The sequence below is a fragment of the Streptomyces sp. NEAU-W12 genome, assembly GCF_026242095.1.
Classification (GTDB): Bacteria; Actinomycetota; Actinomycetes; order Streptomycetales; family Streptomycetaceae; genus Streptomyces.
On record NZ_JAPJDM010000019.1, the window covers coordinates 74,546 to 91,550 of the forward strand.

Genomic DNA, 17,005 nt, shown 5'->3' on the forward strand with positions numbered 1-17,005 from the left:
ACGTGATCGATATCAGCGAGTCCGTGATGCAGTTCCTTCTGGCGTTCCTCGTCGTCGGCCCGCTCCTCGGTGCCGCCGCCGCTCTCCTTCCGGCCCCGCCCGGACTCAAGGGGACGTCACCCGACCAGGCCGTGCTCCGGCACGGTGTGACCGTCACCGGCGCCGTCCTCATCGCGGCTACCGTCCTCGCGCTCGGCTTCGACCACGACCAGCCGTCGAAGATGCAGGCCACCACCGACATCAGCTGGATCCCCGCACTCGACGTGCGGATCCACCTCGGCACCGACGGCATCTCCCTCCCCCTTCTGGTCCTGACCGCCCTGCTGACCTTCCTCAGCGCGGTCTACACGTACGTCAAACCGCCCGCGGGCCCGTCCCCGAAGGCCTTCGTCGCCCTGCTGCTCGTCCTCGAGTCCGGCACCCTCGCGGCCTTCGCCGTCCTCGACCTGATCCTGTTCTTCCTCGCCTTCGAGATGGTCCTGATCCCGATGTACTTCCTCATCGCCCGCTGGGGCGGCGAGGGCCGGGCCGAGGCCGCCTGGAAGTTCATCCTCTACACGCTGCTCGGCTCCGTGGTCATGCTGCTCGGCCTGCTCCTGATCGGAATCAAGGCGGGCACATTCGACATGGTGGCACTCACCACTGACAACGGACGGTCACTGAGCGTATCCGTGCAGCTCGTCGCCGTACTGGCGGTCGGGACCGGGCTCGCGGTCAAGACCCCGATGTGGCCGCTGCACAGCTGGCTGCCCGACGCCCACACCGCCGCCCCGACCGTCGGCTCCGTCCTGCTGGCCGGAGTCCTGCTGAAGATGGGCACGTACGGGTTCGTGCGGATCCTGCTCCCCACCGCACCGGACGGCTTCCGCACCTTCGCGCCCTACCTCGCCGCCTTCGCCGTCGTCGGCGTCATCTACGGATCCCTCGCCTGTCTCGCCCTCGCGAGGCAGGGCGCCAGGGGCGACCTCAAGCGCCTCGTCGCCTACTCCTCCGTCGGTCACATGGGCTTCGTCCTCCTCGGCATCGCCACCATGACCCCGACCGGCGTCAACGGTGCCCTCTTCGCCAACATCGCCCACGGCCTCATCACCGGTCTCCTCTTCTTCCTCGTCGGCGCCCTCAAGGACCGCACCGGCACCGTCGACCTCGACACCCTGGCCCAGCGGACCGGCGCCGCCCTCTACGGCAGGGCACCGCGCCTCGGCGGTCTGCTCGCCTTCGCCGCCGTCGCCTCCCTCGGCCTGCCCGGCCTCGCCGGGTTCTGGGGCGAGATGCTGGCCCTCTTCGGCGCGTTCGACCCCGCCGAAGGGCTCAGCCGCCCCGCCTTCCTCGTCTTCATGTCGGTCGGCGCCCTCGGCACCCTGCTGACCGCGGCATACCTGCTCGTCGTGGTCCGCAGGGTCTGCATGGGCCCCCCGCAGGAACAGGCCCCCGCGCTCACCGACGTGCGCGGCTACGAGTTCGCGGCCTGGACCCCGCTCGTCGTCCTCACCGTCGTCGCCGGACTGTGGCCCGGGGCCCTGATCGGACTGACCGACCCGGCCGTGCAGCAGCTCCTCGCAGGAGGCACCCGATGAGCTCCCTCGTCCAGTCCGTCGACTGGCTGGCCGTCGCACCGCCCGCCGTCGCGGCCGTCGTCGGACTCACCGTCCTCGTCGCCGACCTGTTCCTCGACGAGTCCAGGAAACCGCTCCTCGGCCGCCTCGCGGTGACCGGACTCGCCGCCGCCACACTCATGCTGCTGCCCCTCCTCGATGCCGACCGCAGCACGTTCTGCCTGGTCGGCGACCCCGGAGTGTGCAGCTACACCGTGGACCGGTTCACCCTCGTCATCCAGTTGCTGGTGCTCGGCGGCGCGCTCCTGACCGCCCTTCTGTCGGTCACCGCCCTCAAGGACGCCGACAAACGGCTCCCCGAGGGCGAGTACTGGTTCCTGTTCCTGTCCTCCGTCGCGGGCGCCGCCCTCCTGCCCGCCTCCCGCGATTTCGCGACCCTCGTCGTCGCCCTGGAAGTCGCCTCCCTGCCCGCCTTCGCCCTGGTCGGCCTCCGGCACGGCGACCGGAAGTCGTCCGAAGCGGCGCTGAAGTTCTTCCTGTCCTCGGTCACCGCCACCGCGGTCAGCCTCCTCGGCATCAGCTTCGTCTACGCGGCCACCGGCACCCTCCACCTCACCCTGGTGGCCGAACGCGTCCAGACCGTCGACGGACAGTTCCACACCCTCGCCCAGGCCGGTGTCGTCCTCACCCTCGTCGGCTTCGCCTTCAAGACGGCCGCCGTCCCCTTCCACTTCTGGGTGCCCGACACCTACGTCGGCGCCCCCCTGCCGATCGCCGCCTACCTGTCGGTCATCGGCAAGGCGGTCGGCTTCACCGGCCTGATCCTCGTCACCGTCGTCGCCCTCCCGTCGTACGCCGAGGTATGGGGCCCGGCCCTCGCCGCGCTCGCCGCCCTCACCATGACCGTCGGCAACGCCGGGGCCCTCGCGCAGCAGGCCACGCGCGCGTACAGCGCGGTACGGCTCCTGGCCTGGTCCTCAGTCGGTCAGGCCGGCTACCTCCTGGTGCCGATCGCCGCCGCCGCGTACTCCGGTGACGCCGAGAAGTCGATCGGCTCCACCCTCGCCTACGCCCTCATGTACGGCGCGGTGAACCTCGGCGCCTTCGCCGTCGCCGCCCTGGTAGGCCGGACGAACCCCCTCAACCGGGTCTCCGACTACCGCGGCCTGTACGCCTCCAGCCCGCTCACCGCCCTGCTCCTGGCCTTCTTCCTGCTGTGTCTTGCCGGACTCCCGCCCGGCATCGTCGGCCTCTTCGCCAAGGTCACCGTCTTCTCCGCGGCGGTCGACGCCGGACTCGGCTGGCTCGCCGTCGTCATGGCCGTCAACGTCGTCATCGCGCTGGTCTACTACCTCCGCTGGACGGCCCTGCTGTTCCACGCATCCGAGGCCGAACCGGCCGTGCGCCGCGTCCCGCTCCCGCTCACCGCCGCGATCACTCTGACCGGCGTCCTCGGCATCGTCCTGTCCGGCGCACCCCAACTGATCCTGCGCTTCACCGGCACCGGGCTCTTCTGACCCGACGCCCCGGGGCCGCGCCGCCCCGCCGGCACCCGACGCCCCACGATCTTCCGTGCTCACCGGGCCTCCTCCGGCACCCCTGTCCCGATCCACCGGTCGCGCTTCCGGACCAGCGGACGGGCGCGGCGGCACGGCGCCGGGAGCCGCCGTCACCCGGGCGGTTCACACGTGCCACCACGCGTCCCAGGGAACCTGTGCCGCTCGCCTGGCGTTGACGAATACGGGAGGGTCCACTGGACGTGAGGCCAAGACACCCGGGGACGTCGCAGGTCAGAAGGAAGATCGGCCGACAAGGGTCTCCCTGCCGCACGATTTGGAGGGCGTACCGTGCACCGCCGGCACAACGGGCTCAAGACCGCGGTCCTCCTCGGGGGACTGTCCGCGCTCATCATCGTCATCGGCAGCTTCTTCGGCAGCACGGGCCTCGTCGTCGCTGTCGTGATCGCGCTGGGCACCAACGCGTACGCGTACTGGAACAGCGACAAGCTCGCCCTGCGCGCGATGCGGGCCCGCCCCGTGAGCGAGTTCGAGGCCCCCGGCCTGTACCGCATGGTCCGCGAGCTCTCCACACAGGCCCGCCAGCCCATGCCCCGCCTGTACATCTCCCCGACCGAGGCACCCAACGCCTTCGCCACCGGCCGCAACCCGCGCAACGCCGCGGTGTGCTGCACCGAAGGAATCCTGCGCCTGCTCGACGAGCGCGAACTGCGCGGCGTCATCGGCCACGAGCTCAGCCATGTCTACAACCGGGACATCCTGATCTCCTCGGTCGCCGGCGCCCTCGCCTCGGTGATCATGTTCCTGGTCAACTTCGCCTGGCTGATCCCGGTCGGCCGTTCCAACGACGACGACGGCCCCGGCATCCTCGGCATGCTGCTGATCATGATCCTGGGCCCGCTCGCCGCCGCCCTCATCAAGCTGGCCGTCAGCCGCTCCCGGGAGTACGAGGCCGATGCCTCCGGCGCCCAGCTGACCGGCGACCCTCTCGCCCTGGCAAGCGCCCTGCGCAAGCTGGAAACGGGCACCAAGCAGCTTCCCCTGCCCCCCGAGCCCCGCATCGAGACCGCCAGCCACATGATGATCGCGAACCCGTTCCGGCCGGGCCAGGGGTTCGCGAAGATGTTCTCGACCCACCCGCCCATGGCGGAACGCATCGCCCGACTCGAGAAGATGGCAGGTCGAACGCAGTGAAGACCATCCTGAACGTCATATGGCTCGTTCTGAGCGGCTTCTGGCTGTTCCTCGGCTACCTGCTCGCCGGTGTCCTGTTGTGCGTCACGATCATCGGTATTCCCTTCGGGATCGCCGCCTTCCGGATCGGTGTCTACGCCCTGTGGCCGTTCGGGTACACGGCGGTCGAGCGCGGGGACGCGGGCGCCGCCTCCTGCGTCGGCAACGTGCTGTGGCTGGTCCTCGCGGGCTGGTGGCTGGCCATCGGCCACATCGTCACCGGCCTGGCCCTGTGCGTGACGATCATCGGAATCCCGCTCGGCATCGCCAACTTCAAGCTGATCCCGGTCTCGTTGCTCCCGATGGGCCGCGAGATCGTACGCACCGACCAACCGTTCGCAGCCCGCTAGCCCGGCTCGGTTCTCCACAGTTCGCAAGCGCGTCGGCGGGGGTTGTCCACAGGCTGCTCCGACCGTCGGAGCCGGCGTGCACCATGGGGCCATGACCGAACGTGATCGGCTTCCGACTCCAGGTGGCGTCCGTGTTCCGGAAGGCCCGGAAGGGCGGGCCCCACCCCACCCCGAAGACCCCGTCTCCGCTCCGCCTGTGGGCTGCCCTGCGCCCTGCGGGCCCCACCGGCCCGGACCCGGGAGAGCTACTGCCCGGCTGCCCTCCACCGCCGTACCCCGTAAGCGGCGGCACCCACCGCCAGCACCCCCGCGCCGACGGCCACGGACATCCTCGGCAGTGAGAACGCCAGGACCAGACACCCGGCGAGCCCGACCGCCGGCAGCACCCGCGCCGCCGGCCCCGGCCGAAGCGTCCAGGCCGACGCGTTGGCCACCGCGTAGTACGCCAGCACCCCGAAGGAGGAGAACCCGATCGCGCCCCGTACGTCCACCGTGGCGGCCAGGACGGCGACCACCGCTCCCACGGCCAGCTCGGCCCGGTGCGGCACCTGGAACCGGGGGTGGACGGCTGCCAGGGACCCCGGCAGATGCCGGTCCCGGGCCATGGCGAGCGTCGTCCGTGAAACACCCAGGATCAGGGCGAGCAGCGATCCCAGCGCGGCCGCGGCCGCCCCCACCCGTACCAGCGGCGTCAGTTCCGCAACCCCGGCCGCCCGCACCGCGTCGGCGAGCGGCGCGCCCGAGTCACCCAGTTCCTGTGCCCCCAGCACCGAAAGGACGGCGACCGCGACAGCCGCGTACACGACCAGCGCGATACCCAGAGCCAGCGGGATCGCGCGCGGGATGGTGCGCGCAGGATCCCGCACCTCCTCGCCGAGGGTCGCGATCCGCGCATACCCGGCGAAGGCGAAGAACAGCAGACCGGCGGCCTGAAGTACACCGCCCACGCCGTCCGGTGCCGCGAAGGAGAGGCGCCCGGCATCGGCCTGCCCCGAGGTCAGGCACACGACCACCACGGAGGCGAGGACAGCGAGGACCACGGCCACGATCACCCGCGTCAGCCACGCGGACTTCTGCACACCGCCGTAGTTCACCGCGGTCAGCGCCACGACCGCGGCGACGGCCACGGCATGGGCCTGCCCCGGCCAGAGGTACGCGCCGACGGTGAGGGCCATCGCCGCGCAGGAGGCGGTCTTGCCGACCACGAACGCCCAGCCTGCGAGGTACCCCCAGAACTCGCCGAGCCGCGCCCGCCCGTAGACATAGGTGCCGCCCGAGGCGGGATACAGCGCGGCGAGGCGCGCCGACGACGTGGCGTTGCAGTAGGCGACCACGGCGGCGACCGCGAGTCCGAGGAGGAGCCCGGAGCCGGCCGCGTGCGCGGCGGGCGCCAGAGCGGCGAAGATCCCGGCCCCCACCATGGAGCCGAGACCGATGACGACGGCGTCTCCCACACCGAGCGTGCGGCGCAGTCCGGAACCGGAAGGGGATGTCATGAGGCCGCACCCTACTGATCGCGGCAACCGTCACGCGTACCCACGTCGTCCTCCACCCCAGGACGGGATGAACACCGGGATCGGACCGGAATCACAGGCCGCGACAGGTGAGGGCGCGGCACGAAAGGACAGGGATCAGAGAATGACGATCATCAGTTGGATCATTCTGGGGCTGTTGGCCGGAGCGGTCGCGAAGTTCCTGCTGCCGGGCCGCGATCCGGGCGGCCTCATCGGCACGACCCTGATCGGCGTCGCCGGAGCGTTCATCGGCGGCTGGGTATCGGCCCGTTGGCTCGACCACCCGATCACCAAGGACTTCTACGACGGCGCCACCTGGGCCGCCGCGATAGGCGGCTCCCTGGTCCTCCTGATCGCCTACCGCATCCTCTTCGGCCACTCGCGCGACTGAGCCCCGGCGCCGGGGCCGCTCCGGACGCCGTCGACAGCCGAGAAGGGCGGGCGCCCGGCGGCACCCACCCTCCCGCACACACGCAGACAGATGTGCGCGCGACGCCCACGGCGCACGCGGCTTCGTCCTTTGACCCGGCTCAGCGGTAGTTCACGAACTGCAGGGCGAAGTCGAAGTCCTGGCCCTTGAGCAGGGAGATGACGGTCTGGAGATCGTCGCGGCTCTTGGAGGAGACCCGGAGTTCCTCGCCCTGCACCTGGGCCTTCACGCCCTTGGGGCCCTCGTCCCGGATGAGCTTCGCCACCTTCTTCGCGTTCTCCTGGGAGATGCCCTCCTGGATCGATGCGAAGATCTTGTACTCCTTGCCGGAGAGCTGCGGCTCACCGGCGTCCAGGGACTTCAGCGAGATGCCCCGCTTGATCAGCTTGGACTGGAAGACGTCGAGGACGGCCTTCACCCGGTCCTCGGAGTTCGCCTCCAGAAGGATCTTCTCCCCGGACCACGAGATCGAGGCTCCCACGCCCTTGAAGTCGTAGCGCTGCGAGATCTCCTTGGCGGTCTGGTTGAGGGCGTTGTCGACCTCCTGCCGCTCGACCTTCGAGACGATGTCGAAACTGGAGTCGGCCATGTCCTGTGGCTCCTTGTATCGGGGTGCGTATCGGGCTGAGAGCCGGATGCGTACCGGCTACCGGCGTACGGGCGGCCGTCGAGCCCGGTATCGGTCCCGGGCCGCATCCGCACAAGCCTAGCCACCCCGGGGTCCCCGGGTGGCGATCAATCGGGTGGCGAAGCACCCCTCCTCATCAGGTATCGTTTACGTCGTTGCCACGGAGCGCCGCCGCAAGGCGGTTCGAGGGCAGCAGCCTTGGCGGTGTGCCCGAGCGGCCAAAGGGAGCAGACTGTAAATCTGCCGGCTCAGCCTTCCCAGGTTCGAATCCTGGCGCCGCCACAAGGGGAAGACCCCCTCCGGACCGCGAGACGCGGTCCGGAGGGGGTCTTCCGTGTTCGCGGTGGGGTGTGCGTGGGGCAGGCCGCTCGGGAGACACTGGCGGGATGTCGTCGCGTCGTAGGCGTTGCCCCGAGTGTCGTCGTGAGATCGCCGTCGTGGCCGGGCGGTACGCGCGGCATGATCCGCCCGGCGCTCGGGAACACGGGGCGCTGACCTCGTGTCCCGGGTCCCGCCGGTACGCCCGGGCCGGCGTCGAACAGCCGTCGCTGGACGGGTACGTCGTCCCGGAGTTTCCGGGGCAGATGCCGCTGTTCTAGCCGTCCTCGCGCAGCTTTCCGGGCCCTCCAGGACCCCTTCCCCGGCTCATTCGCCCGCCACCGATTTCACCGCCACCGGGACCGGTGAGGGGCCGCTGATCAGTTCCAGGGTCAGGCCGGCCGTCGAGGAGTCCTCCACCAGCTCGGCCAGGACGGCGGCCACGTCGTCGCGGGGGATCGGGCCGCTGCCGGTGCGGGCTTCCAGGCGGACCAGGCCGGTGCCGGCGTCGTCGGTGAGCGAGCCGGGGCGCAGGATCGTCCAGTCGAGGGCGTCCAGGCCGCGGACGTAGGCGTCGGCCTCGCCCTTGACGCGTTGGTACACGTCGAAGATCTCGTCGCCCTCGTGGGCCGGGTCCGCGCCCATCGAGGAGACGACCACGAACCGCCGCACACCCGCGCGGACCGCCGCGTCGGCGAAGAGGACCGCCGCGGCCTTGTCCACCGACTCCTTGCGCGCCGCGCCGCTCCCCGGCCCGGCGCCCGCGGCGAACACGGCGGCGTCCGCGCCCCGGAGTTGCTCCGCGACCTCCTCCACGGATGCCGACTCCAGGTCGAGCACGACCGGCTCGGCGCCCAGGTGCCGCAGATCGTCGGCCTGTTCGGGTTTGCGGATGATGCCCGCCACTTCGTACCCGCGCGCGGCGAGCAACCGCTCCAGCCGCAGCGCGATCTGACCATGACCACCAGCGATGACAATGCGCATGCCTTCGACCGTACGCCGCGACGATGGCATCCGCCGCACGGCACGGCCCGGAAGGAGAACGGCAGGAGGACCAGGAGGAGCAGGAGGAGGGACCGCAGGAGGAGCGGGGGGCCGGTCGGAGAGGTTACGGCGTCCCTCCCCGGCCCTGTCGGGGCAGGCCCGATGCCGTCTCCGTGGTCGTCGCCGAGGAGGCGCAGTACTCCCGTACCGCGCTCGTCCGCGCGACCACGCGCCCCCGGTGCACCACGATCCGGCTGTACGCCAGGGACAGCGCCGCCGGCAGTCGGTCGCCGCGGACCGCGAGCAGTTCGGCGGGGAAGCCCGCCTCCACCCGTACCTCGGGCAGCCCGAGGGCGGCCCGGGCCGACGTGCTCACCGCCTCGTAGGCGTCCTCGGGCGACAGTCCGTGGCGGGAGGCCAGCAGGTAGGCCGCTTCCAGCGGGTCGCCGCGGCCGACCGGGTTCGACACGTCCCGCAGGGCGCCGCTCCCGGCCGAGACCCGCACGCCCGCCGCGCGCAGCAGCCGTACCGGAGCCGTGCCCGTGCCCCGGCGGTCGACGCCCCCGCAGCCGCCCTGGGGCAGGCACACCACGGCCACGTCGGCCGCCGCCAGCTGGTCCGCGGTCCGTGAGGCCGCTTCGGTGGGCAGCCGGCCGAGGCCGCCGCACGGGCTGAGCGTCACTCCCGGCCGCAGCCCGCCCGCCATCGCGGCGAGCCGGGCCACGCGGGCGGGGTCGGCGGTGTCCGTGTGCAGGTCGACGGGGCAGCCGTGCTCGGCGGCGACCTCCAGGACCGCTTCCACGTACCCCGTGGGGTCGGGGTCGACGTCCGGGCAGCCGCCCACCACCGACGCGCCCATCTTCACCGCGTCCCGCAGCATCGCGATCCCGTCGGCCCCGGCCACCCCGGTCAGTACGCGCGGCATCGCCACCGTGGCCAGCTCGGTCAGCCCGCGCAGTGAACGCCCCGCCTGCAGTACGGCGGTGAGCGCGTCGAGCCCGGTCATGTCGTCCACCCGCACGTGTGCCCGCACCGCCGTCGCCCCGTGCCCGAGCTGCAGCAGCGCGGCCTCCGTCGCCCGGCGCCGGACGTCGCGGGAGTCGTACGAGACGGGGCCGTCGGATTCGGCGGAGAGGGCGGTGTCGGCGTGGGCGTGCGGTTCGGCGGGGGCCGGGAGGAGCAGATGGCCGGTCAGATCGACCCGGGTGCCGCCCGCGGGGGTGCCGTCCACGGTCAGGCTGCCGGCCGTGCCGACCGCCTCGATGCGTCCGCCGCCCAGCCGTACGTCCACGGTCCGGCCGTCGGTGAGCCGCGCACCGCACAGCAGGAGCGGCGCCGGGCCGGCCGGGCCAGGGGGCGGCGAGGGCGACGAGGGGGGCGGCGGCTGCGGCCGGCTGTCGGGCATCGCGCTCCTGAGGCTCGGACTGCGCACGGCTGTCGCAGGATCACACAGAGGGAAGATCACGCAGAGTGAGTCGAGCCTAGGGTGGCGGCTCGCCTCCCGGCGGCAGGAGCACAGGAGTCAGCAATAGTCGTACCGGTGAGGTCCCGGGTGTTCCGGTGAGGGCCGGCCAGGGGCCGGACGGAGTACGGCCGCGGTGCGGTGGGAGCGTCGCGGAGGGGCGGGTGCGACGTCCGGGACTCTCGGGAGGGAGCGGTCGGCAGGGCGGGACAGGGGCCGCGAAACGGATTTGGGTGAACGGCGGCGAAGCGTGTAATGTCTTCCTCGCTCGCCCCAATAGCTCAGTCGGCAGAGCGTCTCCATGGTAAGGAGAAGGTCAACGGTTCGATTCCGTTTTGGGGCTCTGGTGTGTGAGGTTCCCGTCGCGAGGCGGGATCCGATCGCATCACAGCGGTGTAGCTCAGTCGGTAGAGCAAGCGGCTCATAATCGCTGTGTCACCGGTTCAAGTCCGGTCACCGCTACACACAGTAGCCGATTGTGGGGTCGGTCCTTCGATCGGCTACTCTTTCTGCGTTCATTCAGTCTCTACTATCCCGTTCGTCAAGGAGCACTCACGTGGCTGCCACCGACGTCCGCCCGAAGATCACGCTGGCCTGCGTGGAGTGCAAGGAGCGGAACTACATCACCAAGAAGAACCGGCGTAACAACCCGGATCGTCTGGAGATGAAGAAGCACTGCCCGCGTTGCAATGCGCACACCGCGCACCGCGAAACGCGATAAATCAGGCTCGTACGCGAGGCCGTCCCCGTAGCCGGGGGCGGCCTCGCGTCGTTCTTCCCACCGGCCGACCACGGCCGCACGAGACACAGGAGGTGCCGCGCGCATGGCGCTCGACCAGTCCTTCGTGGGGCGGAGCTACCCGCCCACCGATCCCTATGAAGTGGGCCGGGAGAAGATCCGCGAGTTCGCCGAAGCGGTGGGGGACACCAACCCGGCGTACACGGACGCGGAGGCCGCCAAGGCGCTCGGCCATCCCGATGTGATCGCCCCGCCGACCTTCGTGTTCGCGGTCACCTTCAAGGCCGCCGGGGACGTCATCGCCGACCCCCGGCTGGGCCTGGACTACAGCCGGGTGGTGCACGGCGACCAGAAGTTCGCCTACCGCCGTCCGGTGCGCGCCGGTGACCGGCTCACGGTCACCTCGACCATCGAGGCGATCAAGTCGATGGCGGGCAACGACATCCTGGACGTCCGTGGCGAGGTGCACGACGAGGCCGGCGAGCACGTCGTGACGTCCTGGATCAAGCTGGTGGCCCGCGCGGGCGAGAACGAGGGGGCGTGAGCGGCATCATGACGGCGAAGATCTCCTACGCGGACGTCGAGGTCGGTACCGAACTGCCCACGGGGACGTTCCCCGTGACCCGGGCCACCCTCGTCCGGTACGCGGGCGCCTCCGGCGACTTCAACCCCATTCACTGGAACGAGAGGTTCGCCAAGGAAGTCGGCCTGCCGGACGTCATCGCGCACGGCATGTTCACCATGGCCGAGGCGATCCGCGTGGTCACCGACTGGGTGGGTGACCCGGGGGCGGTCGTCGAGTACGGCGTCCGCTTCACCAGGCCGGTCGTTGTTCCCGACGACGACCGGGGCGCCACCATCGAGGTCAGCGGCAAGGTCGCGGCCAAGCTCGACGACCACACGGTCCGTGTCGACCTCACGGCCACCAGCGCCGGGCAGAAAGTGCTGGGGATGTCGCGGGCGGTCGTACGACTCGCCTGACCCGGCACCGGAGCCGTGGCATGACGTACGAGGCGAGGGGCGCTCCCCAGGGGGAGCGCCCCTCGTCTCGTGCCGGGTCCCGTGGGCAGTCCACCCCTTGACGTGGTTAGTGATTGAGCACTAACTTATCGGCATGGTCAGGATGAGTGCAGCGGAGAGGCGTGAGAGCGTCATCCGCGCGGCGAGTACCGAGTTCGCCCGCGGCGGCTATCACGGCACGTCGACCGAGGCGATCGCCAAGCGGGTCGGCGTCTCGCAGCCGTACCTCTTCCGGCTCTTCCCGGACAAGAAGGCCATCTTCCTGGCGGCGGCGGAGCGCTGCGTGGAGGACACCATCCGCATGTTCGCGGAGGCCTCCGCGGGGCTGGAGGGCGAGGAGGCCCTGCACGCCATGGCGAGCGCCTACACACGGGCCATCACGGAGCGGCCCGAGCTGCTCATGATGCAGATGCAGATGTACCTCGCGGTGGCGGCCGCCGAGCAGGAGGGCGATCAGGAGTTCGGCGCGACCGTGCGTGCCGGCTGGCTGCGGCTGTGGGGCACCGCCCACCTCGCCCTGGGGGCCGACGCCAGGGAGACGACGACCTTCATGGCGCACGGCATGCTCATCAACTGCCTGTCCGCCATGGGGTTCCCGTCCGGTCACCGGATCTGGGAAGGGCTGGACCCGTCGGCACGGCTCGGCGGTTAGCCGATGAGTCGGTGATTCGGTGATTCGGTGAGTCGGACCCCGCCCTCTTCCTTGTGCGTGAAAGTTAGTAATCAATAACTAAAAAATCATCAGGATCGCGGGATCCCCAGCCCCGGGACCCGACGGAACCCCTTCACCGACCACGGAAGGACCCGGTCATGCCCACGCTTCCCTGGACCGTCCCGAACACCCCGCCGCCCCACACCGAAGTGCACGTCTTCGCCTCCCGCTTCGAGACCCGCACCCTCCGGGGGGCCCTGCGGTTCTTCCTCGGGACCCCCGGCGTGTGGCGGCAGGTGAGCAGGGCTCCCGGCGCGTACGGGGCCTCCCTGAAGGCACAGCCGCTGCGGCGGACGTTCTGGACCGTGTCCGCCTGGGAGTCCCCGGAGGCCCTCGGTGCCTTCGCCTGTACCGGCCCGCACGCGCCGACCGCCCGCGGGCTCGCCCCGCAGATGCGCGACGCCAAGTTCGCCGGCTGGACCGCGAAGAGCGAGGACCTCCCCGTCGACTGGACCGAAGTGCAGCGCCGCCTCACCTGATGAACGCCCCGCGCGTGCGCCCCGAACGCGCACGCCGCCCCCGCAGGCCCGCCCGGCGGGGGCCTTAGTCTTGAGCCCGTGCAGGAACTCCACGACGCTCCCCTCGCCCCGCTGACCACGTTCCGCCTGGGCGGACCCGCGACCCGGCTGGTCACCGCGACGACCGACGACGAAGTGATCGCCGTCGTCCGCGAGGCCGACTCCGCGGGTACGCCCCTGCTGGTCATCGGCGGCGGCTCCAACCTGGTCATCGGCGACAAGGGCTTCGACGGCACAGCACTCGTCGTCGCCACCAAGGGCCTCACCCTGGACGGCACGCGTCTGGAACTCGCGGCCGGAGAGGTGTGGACCGACGCCGTCGCCCGCACCGTGGAAGCCGGCCTGGCCGGCGTCGAGTGCCTGGCCGGCATCCCCGGCTCGGCGGGTGCCACCCCCATCCAGAACGTCGGTGCGTACGGCCAGGAGGTCTCCTCCACCGTCACCGAGGTCGTCGCCTACGACCGCCGGGCACACGAGACGGTCACCCTCACCAACGAGGAATGCGCCTTCTCCTACCGCCACAGCCGCTTCAAGGCGGACCCCGAGCGGTATGTCGTCCTGCGCGTCCGCTTCGCGCTGGAGGACGCCGACGGCCTCTCCGGACCCGTCCGGTACGCCGAGACGGCCCGCGTCCTCGGCGTCGCGCCGGGCGAGCGCGTCCCTCTGCCCACGGCCCGCGCGACGGTCCTGAAGCTCCGTGCCGGGAAGGGCATGGTCCTGGATCCCGAGGACCACGACACCTGGTCGGCCGGCTCCTTCTTCACCAACCCGATCCTCACGGACGAGGAGTTCGTCACCTTCCGGACCCGGGCACGGCAGCACCTCGGCGCCGGCACCGAGCCCCCCGCCTACCCCGTCGGCGAGGGACGCACCAAGACCTCCGCCGCCTGGCTGATCGACAAGGCGGGCTTCACCAAGGGCTACGGCACCGGCCCCGCCCGCATCTCCACCAAGCACACCCTCGCCCTCACCAACCGCGGCGAGGCGACCACCGAGGACCTGCTGGCACTCGCCCGGGAGGTGGTCGCCGGCGTGCGCGAAGCCTTCGGCATCACGCTGGTCAACGAGCCGGTGACGATCGGGGTCGGCCTCTGACCGGGTCCGGCCCGCCCCACCGGGCGGAGGCCCACCGTCCCGTCATCCCGCCGGCGCGGTGAGCCACGCGTCGACCCCCGCCAGCAGCTCCGCCTTGACCGCCTCCGGCGCCGCCGACCCGCGCACCGACTGCCGTGCCAGTTCGGCCAGCTCGGCGTCCGTGAACCCGTGGTGCTCACGCGCGATCTCGTACTGGGCCGCCAGCCGGGAGCCGAACAGCAGCGGATCGTCCGCCCCCAGCGCCAGCGGCACACCCGCCTCGAACAGCTTCCGCAACGGCACGTCGCCCGGCTTCTCGTAGACGCCCAGCGCCACGTTCGACGCCGGGCACACCTCGCACGTCACCTGCCGGTCCGCGAGCCGCTGCACCAGCCGCGGATCCTCCGCCGCCCGCACCCCGTGCCCGATCCGGTCGGCCTCCAGGTCGTCCAGGCAGTCCCGCACGGACGCGGGCCCGTTCAGCTCACCGCCGTGCGGCGCGGACAGCAGCCCGCCCTCGCGCGCGATGGCGAACGCCCGGTCGAACTCCCGGGCCATGCCACGCCGCTCGTCGTTGGACAGTCCGAACCCGATGACGCCCCGGTCCGCGTACCGCACCGCCAGCCGGGCCAGCGTGCGCGCGTCCAGGTGGTGCTTCATCCGGTTCGCGGCGACCAGCACCCGGATCCCGAGCCCGGTGTCCCGCCGCGCCGAGTCCACCGAGTCCAGGATGACCTCCAGCGCCGGGATCAGCCCGCCCAGCCGCGGCGCGTACGACGTCGGATCGACCTGGATCTCCAGCCAGCCCGAGCCGTCCTTCAGGTCCTCCTCCGCGGCCTCCCGTACCAGCCGCTGGATGTCCTCCGGCTCCCTCAGGCACGAGCGCGCCGCGTCGTACAGCCGCTGGAACCGGAACCAGCCCCGCTCGTCCGTGGCCCGCAGACTCGGCGGCTCCCCGCTGGTCAGCGCGTCGGTCAGCGCCTCGGGGAGGCGCACGCCGTACTTGTCGGCAAGTTCCAGCACGGTGGCGGGGCGCATCGACCCGGTGAAGTGCAGGTGCAGATGGGCCTTCGGCAGCAGGGAGAGGTCACGTACACGTTCCATTCCAGGATCCTGCCGCACCTCCCGGCGGCGCCGGTAGCGCTTTCCCTGAACGTGGTCTTGCTCGCACGTCAGTGTGAGGAAACAGAAGCGGGCTGTTTCCCTCATGGAGGGAAACAGCCCGCAAATCACTCGGTCGAGTGGATTTCGGTCACTCCTGTCTCACTCGTGCGAGTGAGACAGGACTCAGTCCTGTGCCTCCGCCAGCAGCTTCTGGATCCGGCTCACGCCCTCCACCAGGTCCTCGTCGCCCAGCGCGTAGGACAACCGAAGGTATCCCGGAGTGCCGAAGGCCTCGCCGGGTACGACCGCGACCTCGACCTCCTCGAGGATGAGCGCGGCCAGCTCCACGGTGTTCCGCGGCCGCCGGCCCCGGATCTCCTTGCCGATCAGGGCCTTCACCGACGGGTAGGCGTAGAACGCGCCCTCGGGCTCGGGGCAGACCACGCCGTCGATCTCGTTGAGCATCCGCACGATGGTCCTGCGCCGGCGGTCGAAGGCCTCACGCATCGTGGCGACCGCGTCCAGGGAGCCGGAGACCGCGGCCAGCGCCGCCACCTGGGCGACGTTCGACACGTTCGACGTGGCGTGCGACTGCAGGTTGGTGGCGGCCTTCACGACGTCCTTCGGACCGATGATCCACCCGACCCGCCAGCCGGTCATCGCGTACGTCTTCGCGACACCGTTGACCACGATGCACCTGTCCCGCAGCTCCGGCAGGACGGCGGGCAGCGAGGTGAAGGCGGCGTCGCCGTAGACCAGGTGCTCGTAGATCTCGTCGGTCAGCACCCACAGACCGTGCTCGACCGCCCAGCGGCCGATCGCCTCGGCGTCCTCGGCGCTGTAGACCGCGCCGGTCGGGTTCGAGGGGGAGACGAACAGGACGACCTTGGTCTTCTCCGTCCGCGCGGCCTCCAGCTGCTCCACGCTGACGCGGTAGCCGGTCGTCTCGTCCGCGACGACCTCGACCGGGACGCCGCCGGCCAGCCGGATCGACTCCGGGTACGTCGTCCAGTACGGGGCCGGGACGATCACCTCGTCGCCCGGGTCGAGGATCGCGGCGAAGGCCTCGTAGATGGCCTGCTTTCCGCCGTTGGTGACGAGGACCTGGGCGGGGTCCACCTCGTAGCCGGAGTCGCGCAGCGTCTTCGCGGCGATCGCGGCCTTCAGCTCGGGCAGCCCGCCGGCCGGCGTGTAGCGGTGGTACTTCGGGTTCCGGCACGCCTCGATCGCGGCGTCGACGATGTAGTCCGGAGTCGGGAAGTCGGGTTCACCGGCGCCGAAGCCGATCACCGGACGCCCGGCTGCCTTGAGGGCCTTGGCCTTGGCGTCCACGGCGAGGGTGGCGGACTCGGAGATCGCACCGACCCGGGCGGAGACCCGGCGCTCGGTGGGAGGGGTTGCAGAGCTCATGGGGTCCATCGTTCCAGACCGGAAACCTGCCCGGCACGGGGGTTTCACGGACTGAACAGGTCGCGGCCGGCCTCCGGACACCAGTCCGGATCCGTCCCGCAGGACCGCTCGGACCAGGACGATCTTCGACCGCGGGACCGGTCGCGGGCGCTTTCTGTTCGACGCCCGGCTCCGGAACACGTACACTCACACCTCGTTGGCCTTCTGCGGCCGCACTCACCGGGTGCACACCAAGCATCCGGGCGGATGCGGTACGTTGGGGTACACACAAAGGGTCGTAGCTCAATTGGTAGAGCACTGGTCTCCAAAACCAGCGGTTGGGGGTTCAAGTCCCTCCGGCCCTGCTACACACAACCTTAGCCAGGATGTGTACGCATGTACGTACAGCAATGCACCGCCGTGCGGCTCATACCGGGCGCGGCACGGCCATGACCCG

Annotated in this window: 18 protein-coding genes and 4 tRNA genes; 16 read left to right on the top strand and 6 right to left on the bottom strand. The window is 71.0% G+C overall.

Annotated features, from left to right (window positions below; translation table 11 throughout):
* Positions 1-2 precede the first annotated feature (2 nt).
* From ORI94_RS23350 to ORI94_RS23365, 4 genes are all read left to right on the top strand, one after another.
* Entirely contained in the window at positions 3-1,577 is a 1,575-nt protein-coding gene (locus ORI94_RS23350) for a complex I subunit 4 family protein (RefSeq protein WP_266078841.1), read from the top strand.
* A complete protein-coding gene (locus ORI94_RS23355) occupies positions 1,574-3,073 on the top strand; it encodes an NADH-quinone oxidoreductase subunit N (RefSeq protein ID WP_266078843.1) in 1,500 nt (499 codons plus the stop codon). The genes ORI94_RS23350 and ORI94_RS23355 overlap by 4 nt, the downstream gene beginning before the upstream one ends.
* Positions 3,074-3,403: 330 nt before the next feature.
* Positions 3,404-4,267: a zinc metalloprotease HtpX gene (gene htpX / locus ORI94_RS23360; protein ID WP_266078845.1), complete on the top strand. Its 864-nt coding sequence runs from the start codon at positions 3,404-3,406 to the stop codon at positions 4,265-4,267.
* Entirely contained in the window at positions 4,264-4,656 is a 393-nt protein-coding gene (locus ORI94_RS23365) for a YccF domain-containing protein (protein WP_266078847.1), read from the top strand. The genes htpX and ORI94_RS23365 overlap by 4 nt, the downstream gene beginning before the upstream one ends.
* A 245-nt stretch (positions 4,657-4,901) precedes the next feature.
* Here ORI94_RS23365 and ORI94_RS23370 read toward each other — a convergent pair whose 3' ends face one another.
* Positions 4,902-6,152: an APC family permease gene (locus tag ORI94_RS23370; RefSeq protein WP_266078849.1), complete on the bottom strand. Its 1,251-nt coding sequence runs from the start codon at positions 6,150-6,152 to the stop codon at positions 4,902-4,904.
* 142 nt (positions 6,153-6,294) lie between these two features.
* Here ORI94_RS23370 and ORI94_RS23375 point away from each other — a divergent pair, with 142 nt between their 5' ends.
* Positions 6,295-6,561 (top strand): GlsB/YeaQ/YmgE family stress response membrane protein, encoded by a 267-nt coding sequence (locus tag ORI94_RS23375; protein ID WP_266078851.1) that lies wholly within the window; start codon positions 6,295-6,297, stop codon positions 6,559-6,561.
* A 139-nt stretch (positions 6,562-6,700) separates the two neighbouring features.
* Here the strand turns inward: ORI94_RS23375 and ORI94_RS23380 are convergent, their stop codons facing one another.
* Complete coding sequence (locus ORI94_RS23380; RefSeq protein WP_042165009.1) at positions 6,701-7,189, bottom strand: YajQ family cyclic di-GMP-binding protein; 489 nt, start codon at positions 7,187-7,189, stop codon at positions 6,701-6,703.
* Positions 7,190-7,428: 239 nt separating this feature from the next.
* Between ORI94_RS23380 and ORI94_RS23385 the strand changes: the two genes are divergently transcribed.
* Together ORI94_RS23385 and ORI94_RS23390 are read left to right on the top strand one after the other, a co-directional pair.
* Positions 7,429-7,510, top strand: a tRNA-Tyr gene (locus ORI94_RS23385).
* 104 nt (positions 7,511-7,614) lie between these two features.
* On the top strand, positions 7,615-7,827 hold the full coding sequence (locus tag ORI94_RS23390; RefSeq protein WP_042165011.1) for a hypothetical protein: 213 nt from the start codon (positions 7,615-7,617) through the stop codon (positions 7,825-7,827).
* Positions 7,828-7,873: 46 nt separating this feature from the next.
* On the opposite strand, the gene ORI94_RS23395 is transcribed toward ORI94_RS23390, so the two are convergent.
* Together ORI94_RS23395 and ORI94_RS23400 are read right to left on the bottom strand one after the other, a co-directional pair.
* Entirely contained in the window at positions 7,874-8,530 is a 657-nt protein-coding gene (locus ORI94_RS23395; protein WP_266078856.1) for an NAD(P)H-binding protein, read from the bottom strand.
* Between the two features lie 124 nt (positions 8,531-8,654).
* Complete coding sequence (locus ORI94_RS23400; RefSeq protein ID WP_266078858.1) at positions 8,655-9,935, bottom strand: amidohydrolase family protein; 1,281 nt, start codon at positions 9,933-9,935, stop codon at positions 8,655-8,657.
* 327 nt (positions 9,936-10,262) lie between these two features.
* Here ORI94_RS23400 and ORI94_RS23405 point away from each other — a divergent pair.
* The 8 genes from ORI94_RS23405 (at position 10,263) to ORI94_RS23440 (ending at position 14,076) form a co-directional block, all read left to right on the top strand.
* Positions 10,263-10,335, top strand: a tRNA-Thr gene (locus ORI94_RS23405).
* 46 nt (positions 10,336-10,381) lie between these two features.
* Positions 10,382-10,454: transfer RNA gene (locus ORI94_RS23410), tRNA-Met, on the top strand.
* Between the two features lie 94 nt (positions 10,455-10,548).
* A complete protein-coding gene (gene rpmG / locus ORI94_RS23415) occupies positions 10,549-10,713 on the top strand; it encodes a 50S ribosomal protein L33 (protein WP_003948671.1) in 165 nt (54 codons plus the stop codon).
* A 103-nt stretch (positions 10,714-10,816) separates the two neighbouring features.
* On the top strand, positions 10,817-11,275 hold the full coding sequence (locus ORI94_RS23420) for a MaoC family dehydratase N-terminal domain-containing protein (protein ID WP_042165022.1): 459 nt from the start codon (positions 10,817-10,819) through the stop codon (positions 11,273-11,275).
* A gap of 8 nt (positions 11,276-11,283) precedes the next feature.
* On the top strand, positions 11,284-11,712 hold the full coding sequence (locus ORI94_RS23425) for a MaoC family dehydratase (RefSeq protein WP_266079121.1): 429 nt from the start codon (positions 11,284-11,286) through the stop codon (positions 11,710-11,712).
* Positions 11,713-11,845: 133 nt separating this feature from the next.
* Positions 11,846-12,403, top strand: coding sequence for a TetR/AcrR family transcriptional regulator (locus tag ORI94_RS23430; RefSeq protein ID WP_266078909.1), 558 nt, complete (start codon positions 11,846-11,848; stop codon positions 12,401-12,403).
* A gap of 158 nt (positions 12,404-12,561) precedes the next feature.
* Positions 12,562-12,942, top strand: coding sequence for a DUF3291 domain-containing protein (locus ORI94_RS23435; protein WP_266078910.1), 381 nt, complete (start codon positions 12,562-12,564; stop codon positions 12,940-12,942).
* A 78-nt stretch (positions 12,943-13,020) separates the two neighbouring features.
* Positions 13,021-14,076 carry a UDP-N-acetylmuramate dehydrogenase gene (locus ORI94_RS23440; RefSeq protein ID WP_266078912.1) on the top strand — a complete coding sequence of 352 codons (1,056 nt, stop codon included), beginning with the start codon at positions 13,021-13,023 and terminating at the stop codon, positions 14,074-14,076.
* Positions 14,077-14,118: 42 nt separating this feature from the next.
* On the opposite strand, the gene ORI94_RS23445 is transcribed toward ORI94_RS23440, so the two are convergent.
* Positions 14,119-15,159 (bottom strand): adenosine deaminase, encoded by a 1,041-nt coding sequence (locus ORI94_RS23445; protein ID WP_266078914.1) that lies wholly within the window; start codon positions 15,157-15,159, stop codon positions 14,119-14,121.
* Positions 15,160-15,342: 183 nt separating this feature from the next.
* Complete coding sequence (locus ORI94_RS23450) at positions 15,343-16,569, bottom strand: pyridoxal phosphate-dependent aminotransferase (RefSeq protein WP_266078916.1); 1,227 nt, start codon at positions 16,567-16,569, stop codon at positions 15,343-15,345.
* A gap of 271 nt (positions 16,570-16,840) precedes the next feature.
* On the opposite strand from ORI94_RS23450, the gene ORI94_RS23455 reads away from it, so the two are divergent.
* Positions 16,841-16,913, top strand: a tRNA-Trp gene (locus ORI94_RS23455).
* Positions 16,914-17,005: the final 92 nt, after the last annotated feature.

Coding starts and splice junctions, on each gene's coding strand:
- ORI94_RS23390 (WP_042165011.1), top strand. CDS start 7,615: ATGTCGTCGCGTCGTAGGCGTTGCCCCGAGTGTCGTCGTGAGATCGCC.
- ORI94_RS23435 (WP_266078910.1), top strand. CDS start 12,562: ATGCCCACGCTTCCCTGGACCGTCCCGAACACCCCGCCGCCCCACACC.
- ORI94_RS23395 (WP_266078856.1), bottom strand. CDS start 8,530: ATGCGCATTGTCATCGCTGGTGGTCATGGTCAGATCGCGCTGCGGCTG.
- ORI94_RS23375 (WP_266078851.1), top strand. CDS start 6,295: ATGACGATCATCAGTTGGATCATTCTGGGGCTGTTGGCCGGAGCGGTC.
- ORI94_RS23355 (WP_266078843.1), top strand. CDS start 1,574: ATGAGCTCCCTCGTCCAGTCCGTCGACTGGCTGGCCGTCGCACCGCCC.
- ORI94_RS23445 (WP_266078914.1), bottom strand. CDS start 15,159: ATGGAACGTGTACGTGACCTCTCCCTGCTGCCGAAGGCCCATCTGCAC.
- ORI94_RS23420 (WP_042165022.1), top strand. CDS start 10,817: ATGGCGCTCGACCAGTCCTTCGTGGGGCGGAGCTACCCGCCCACCGAT.
- ORI94_RS23430 (WP_266078909.1), top strand. CDS start 11,846: ATGGTCAGGATGAGTGCAGCGGAGAGGCGTGAGAGCGTCATCCGCGCG.
- ORI94_RS23400 (WP_266078858.1), bottom strand. CDS start 9,935: ATGCCCGACAGCCGGCCGCAGCCGCCGCCCCCCTCGTCGCCCTCGCCG.
- ORI94_RS23450 (WP_266078916.1), bottom strand. CDS start 16,569: ATGAGCTCTGCAACCCCTCCCACCGAGCGCCGGGTCTCCGCCCGGGTC.
- ORI94_RS23425 (WP_266079121.1), top strand. CDS start 11,284: ATGACGGCGAAGATCTCCTACGCGGACGTCGAGGTCGGTACCGAACTG.
- ORI94_RS23370 (WP_266078849.1), bottom strand. CDS start 6,152: ATGACATCCCCTTCCGGTTCCGGACTGCGCCGCACGCTCGGTGTGGGA.
- ORI94_RS23380 (WP_042165009.1), bottom strand. CDS start 7,189: ATGGCCGACTCCAGTTTCGACATCGTCTCGAAGGTCGAGCGGCAGGAG.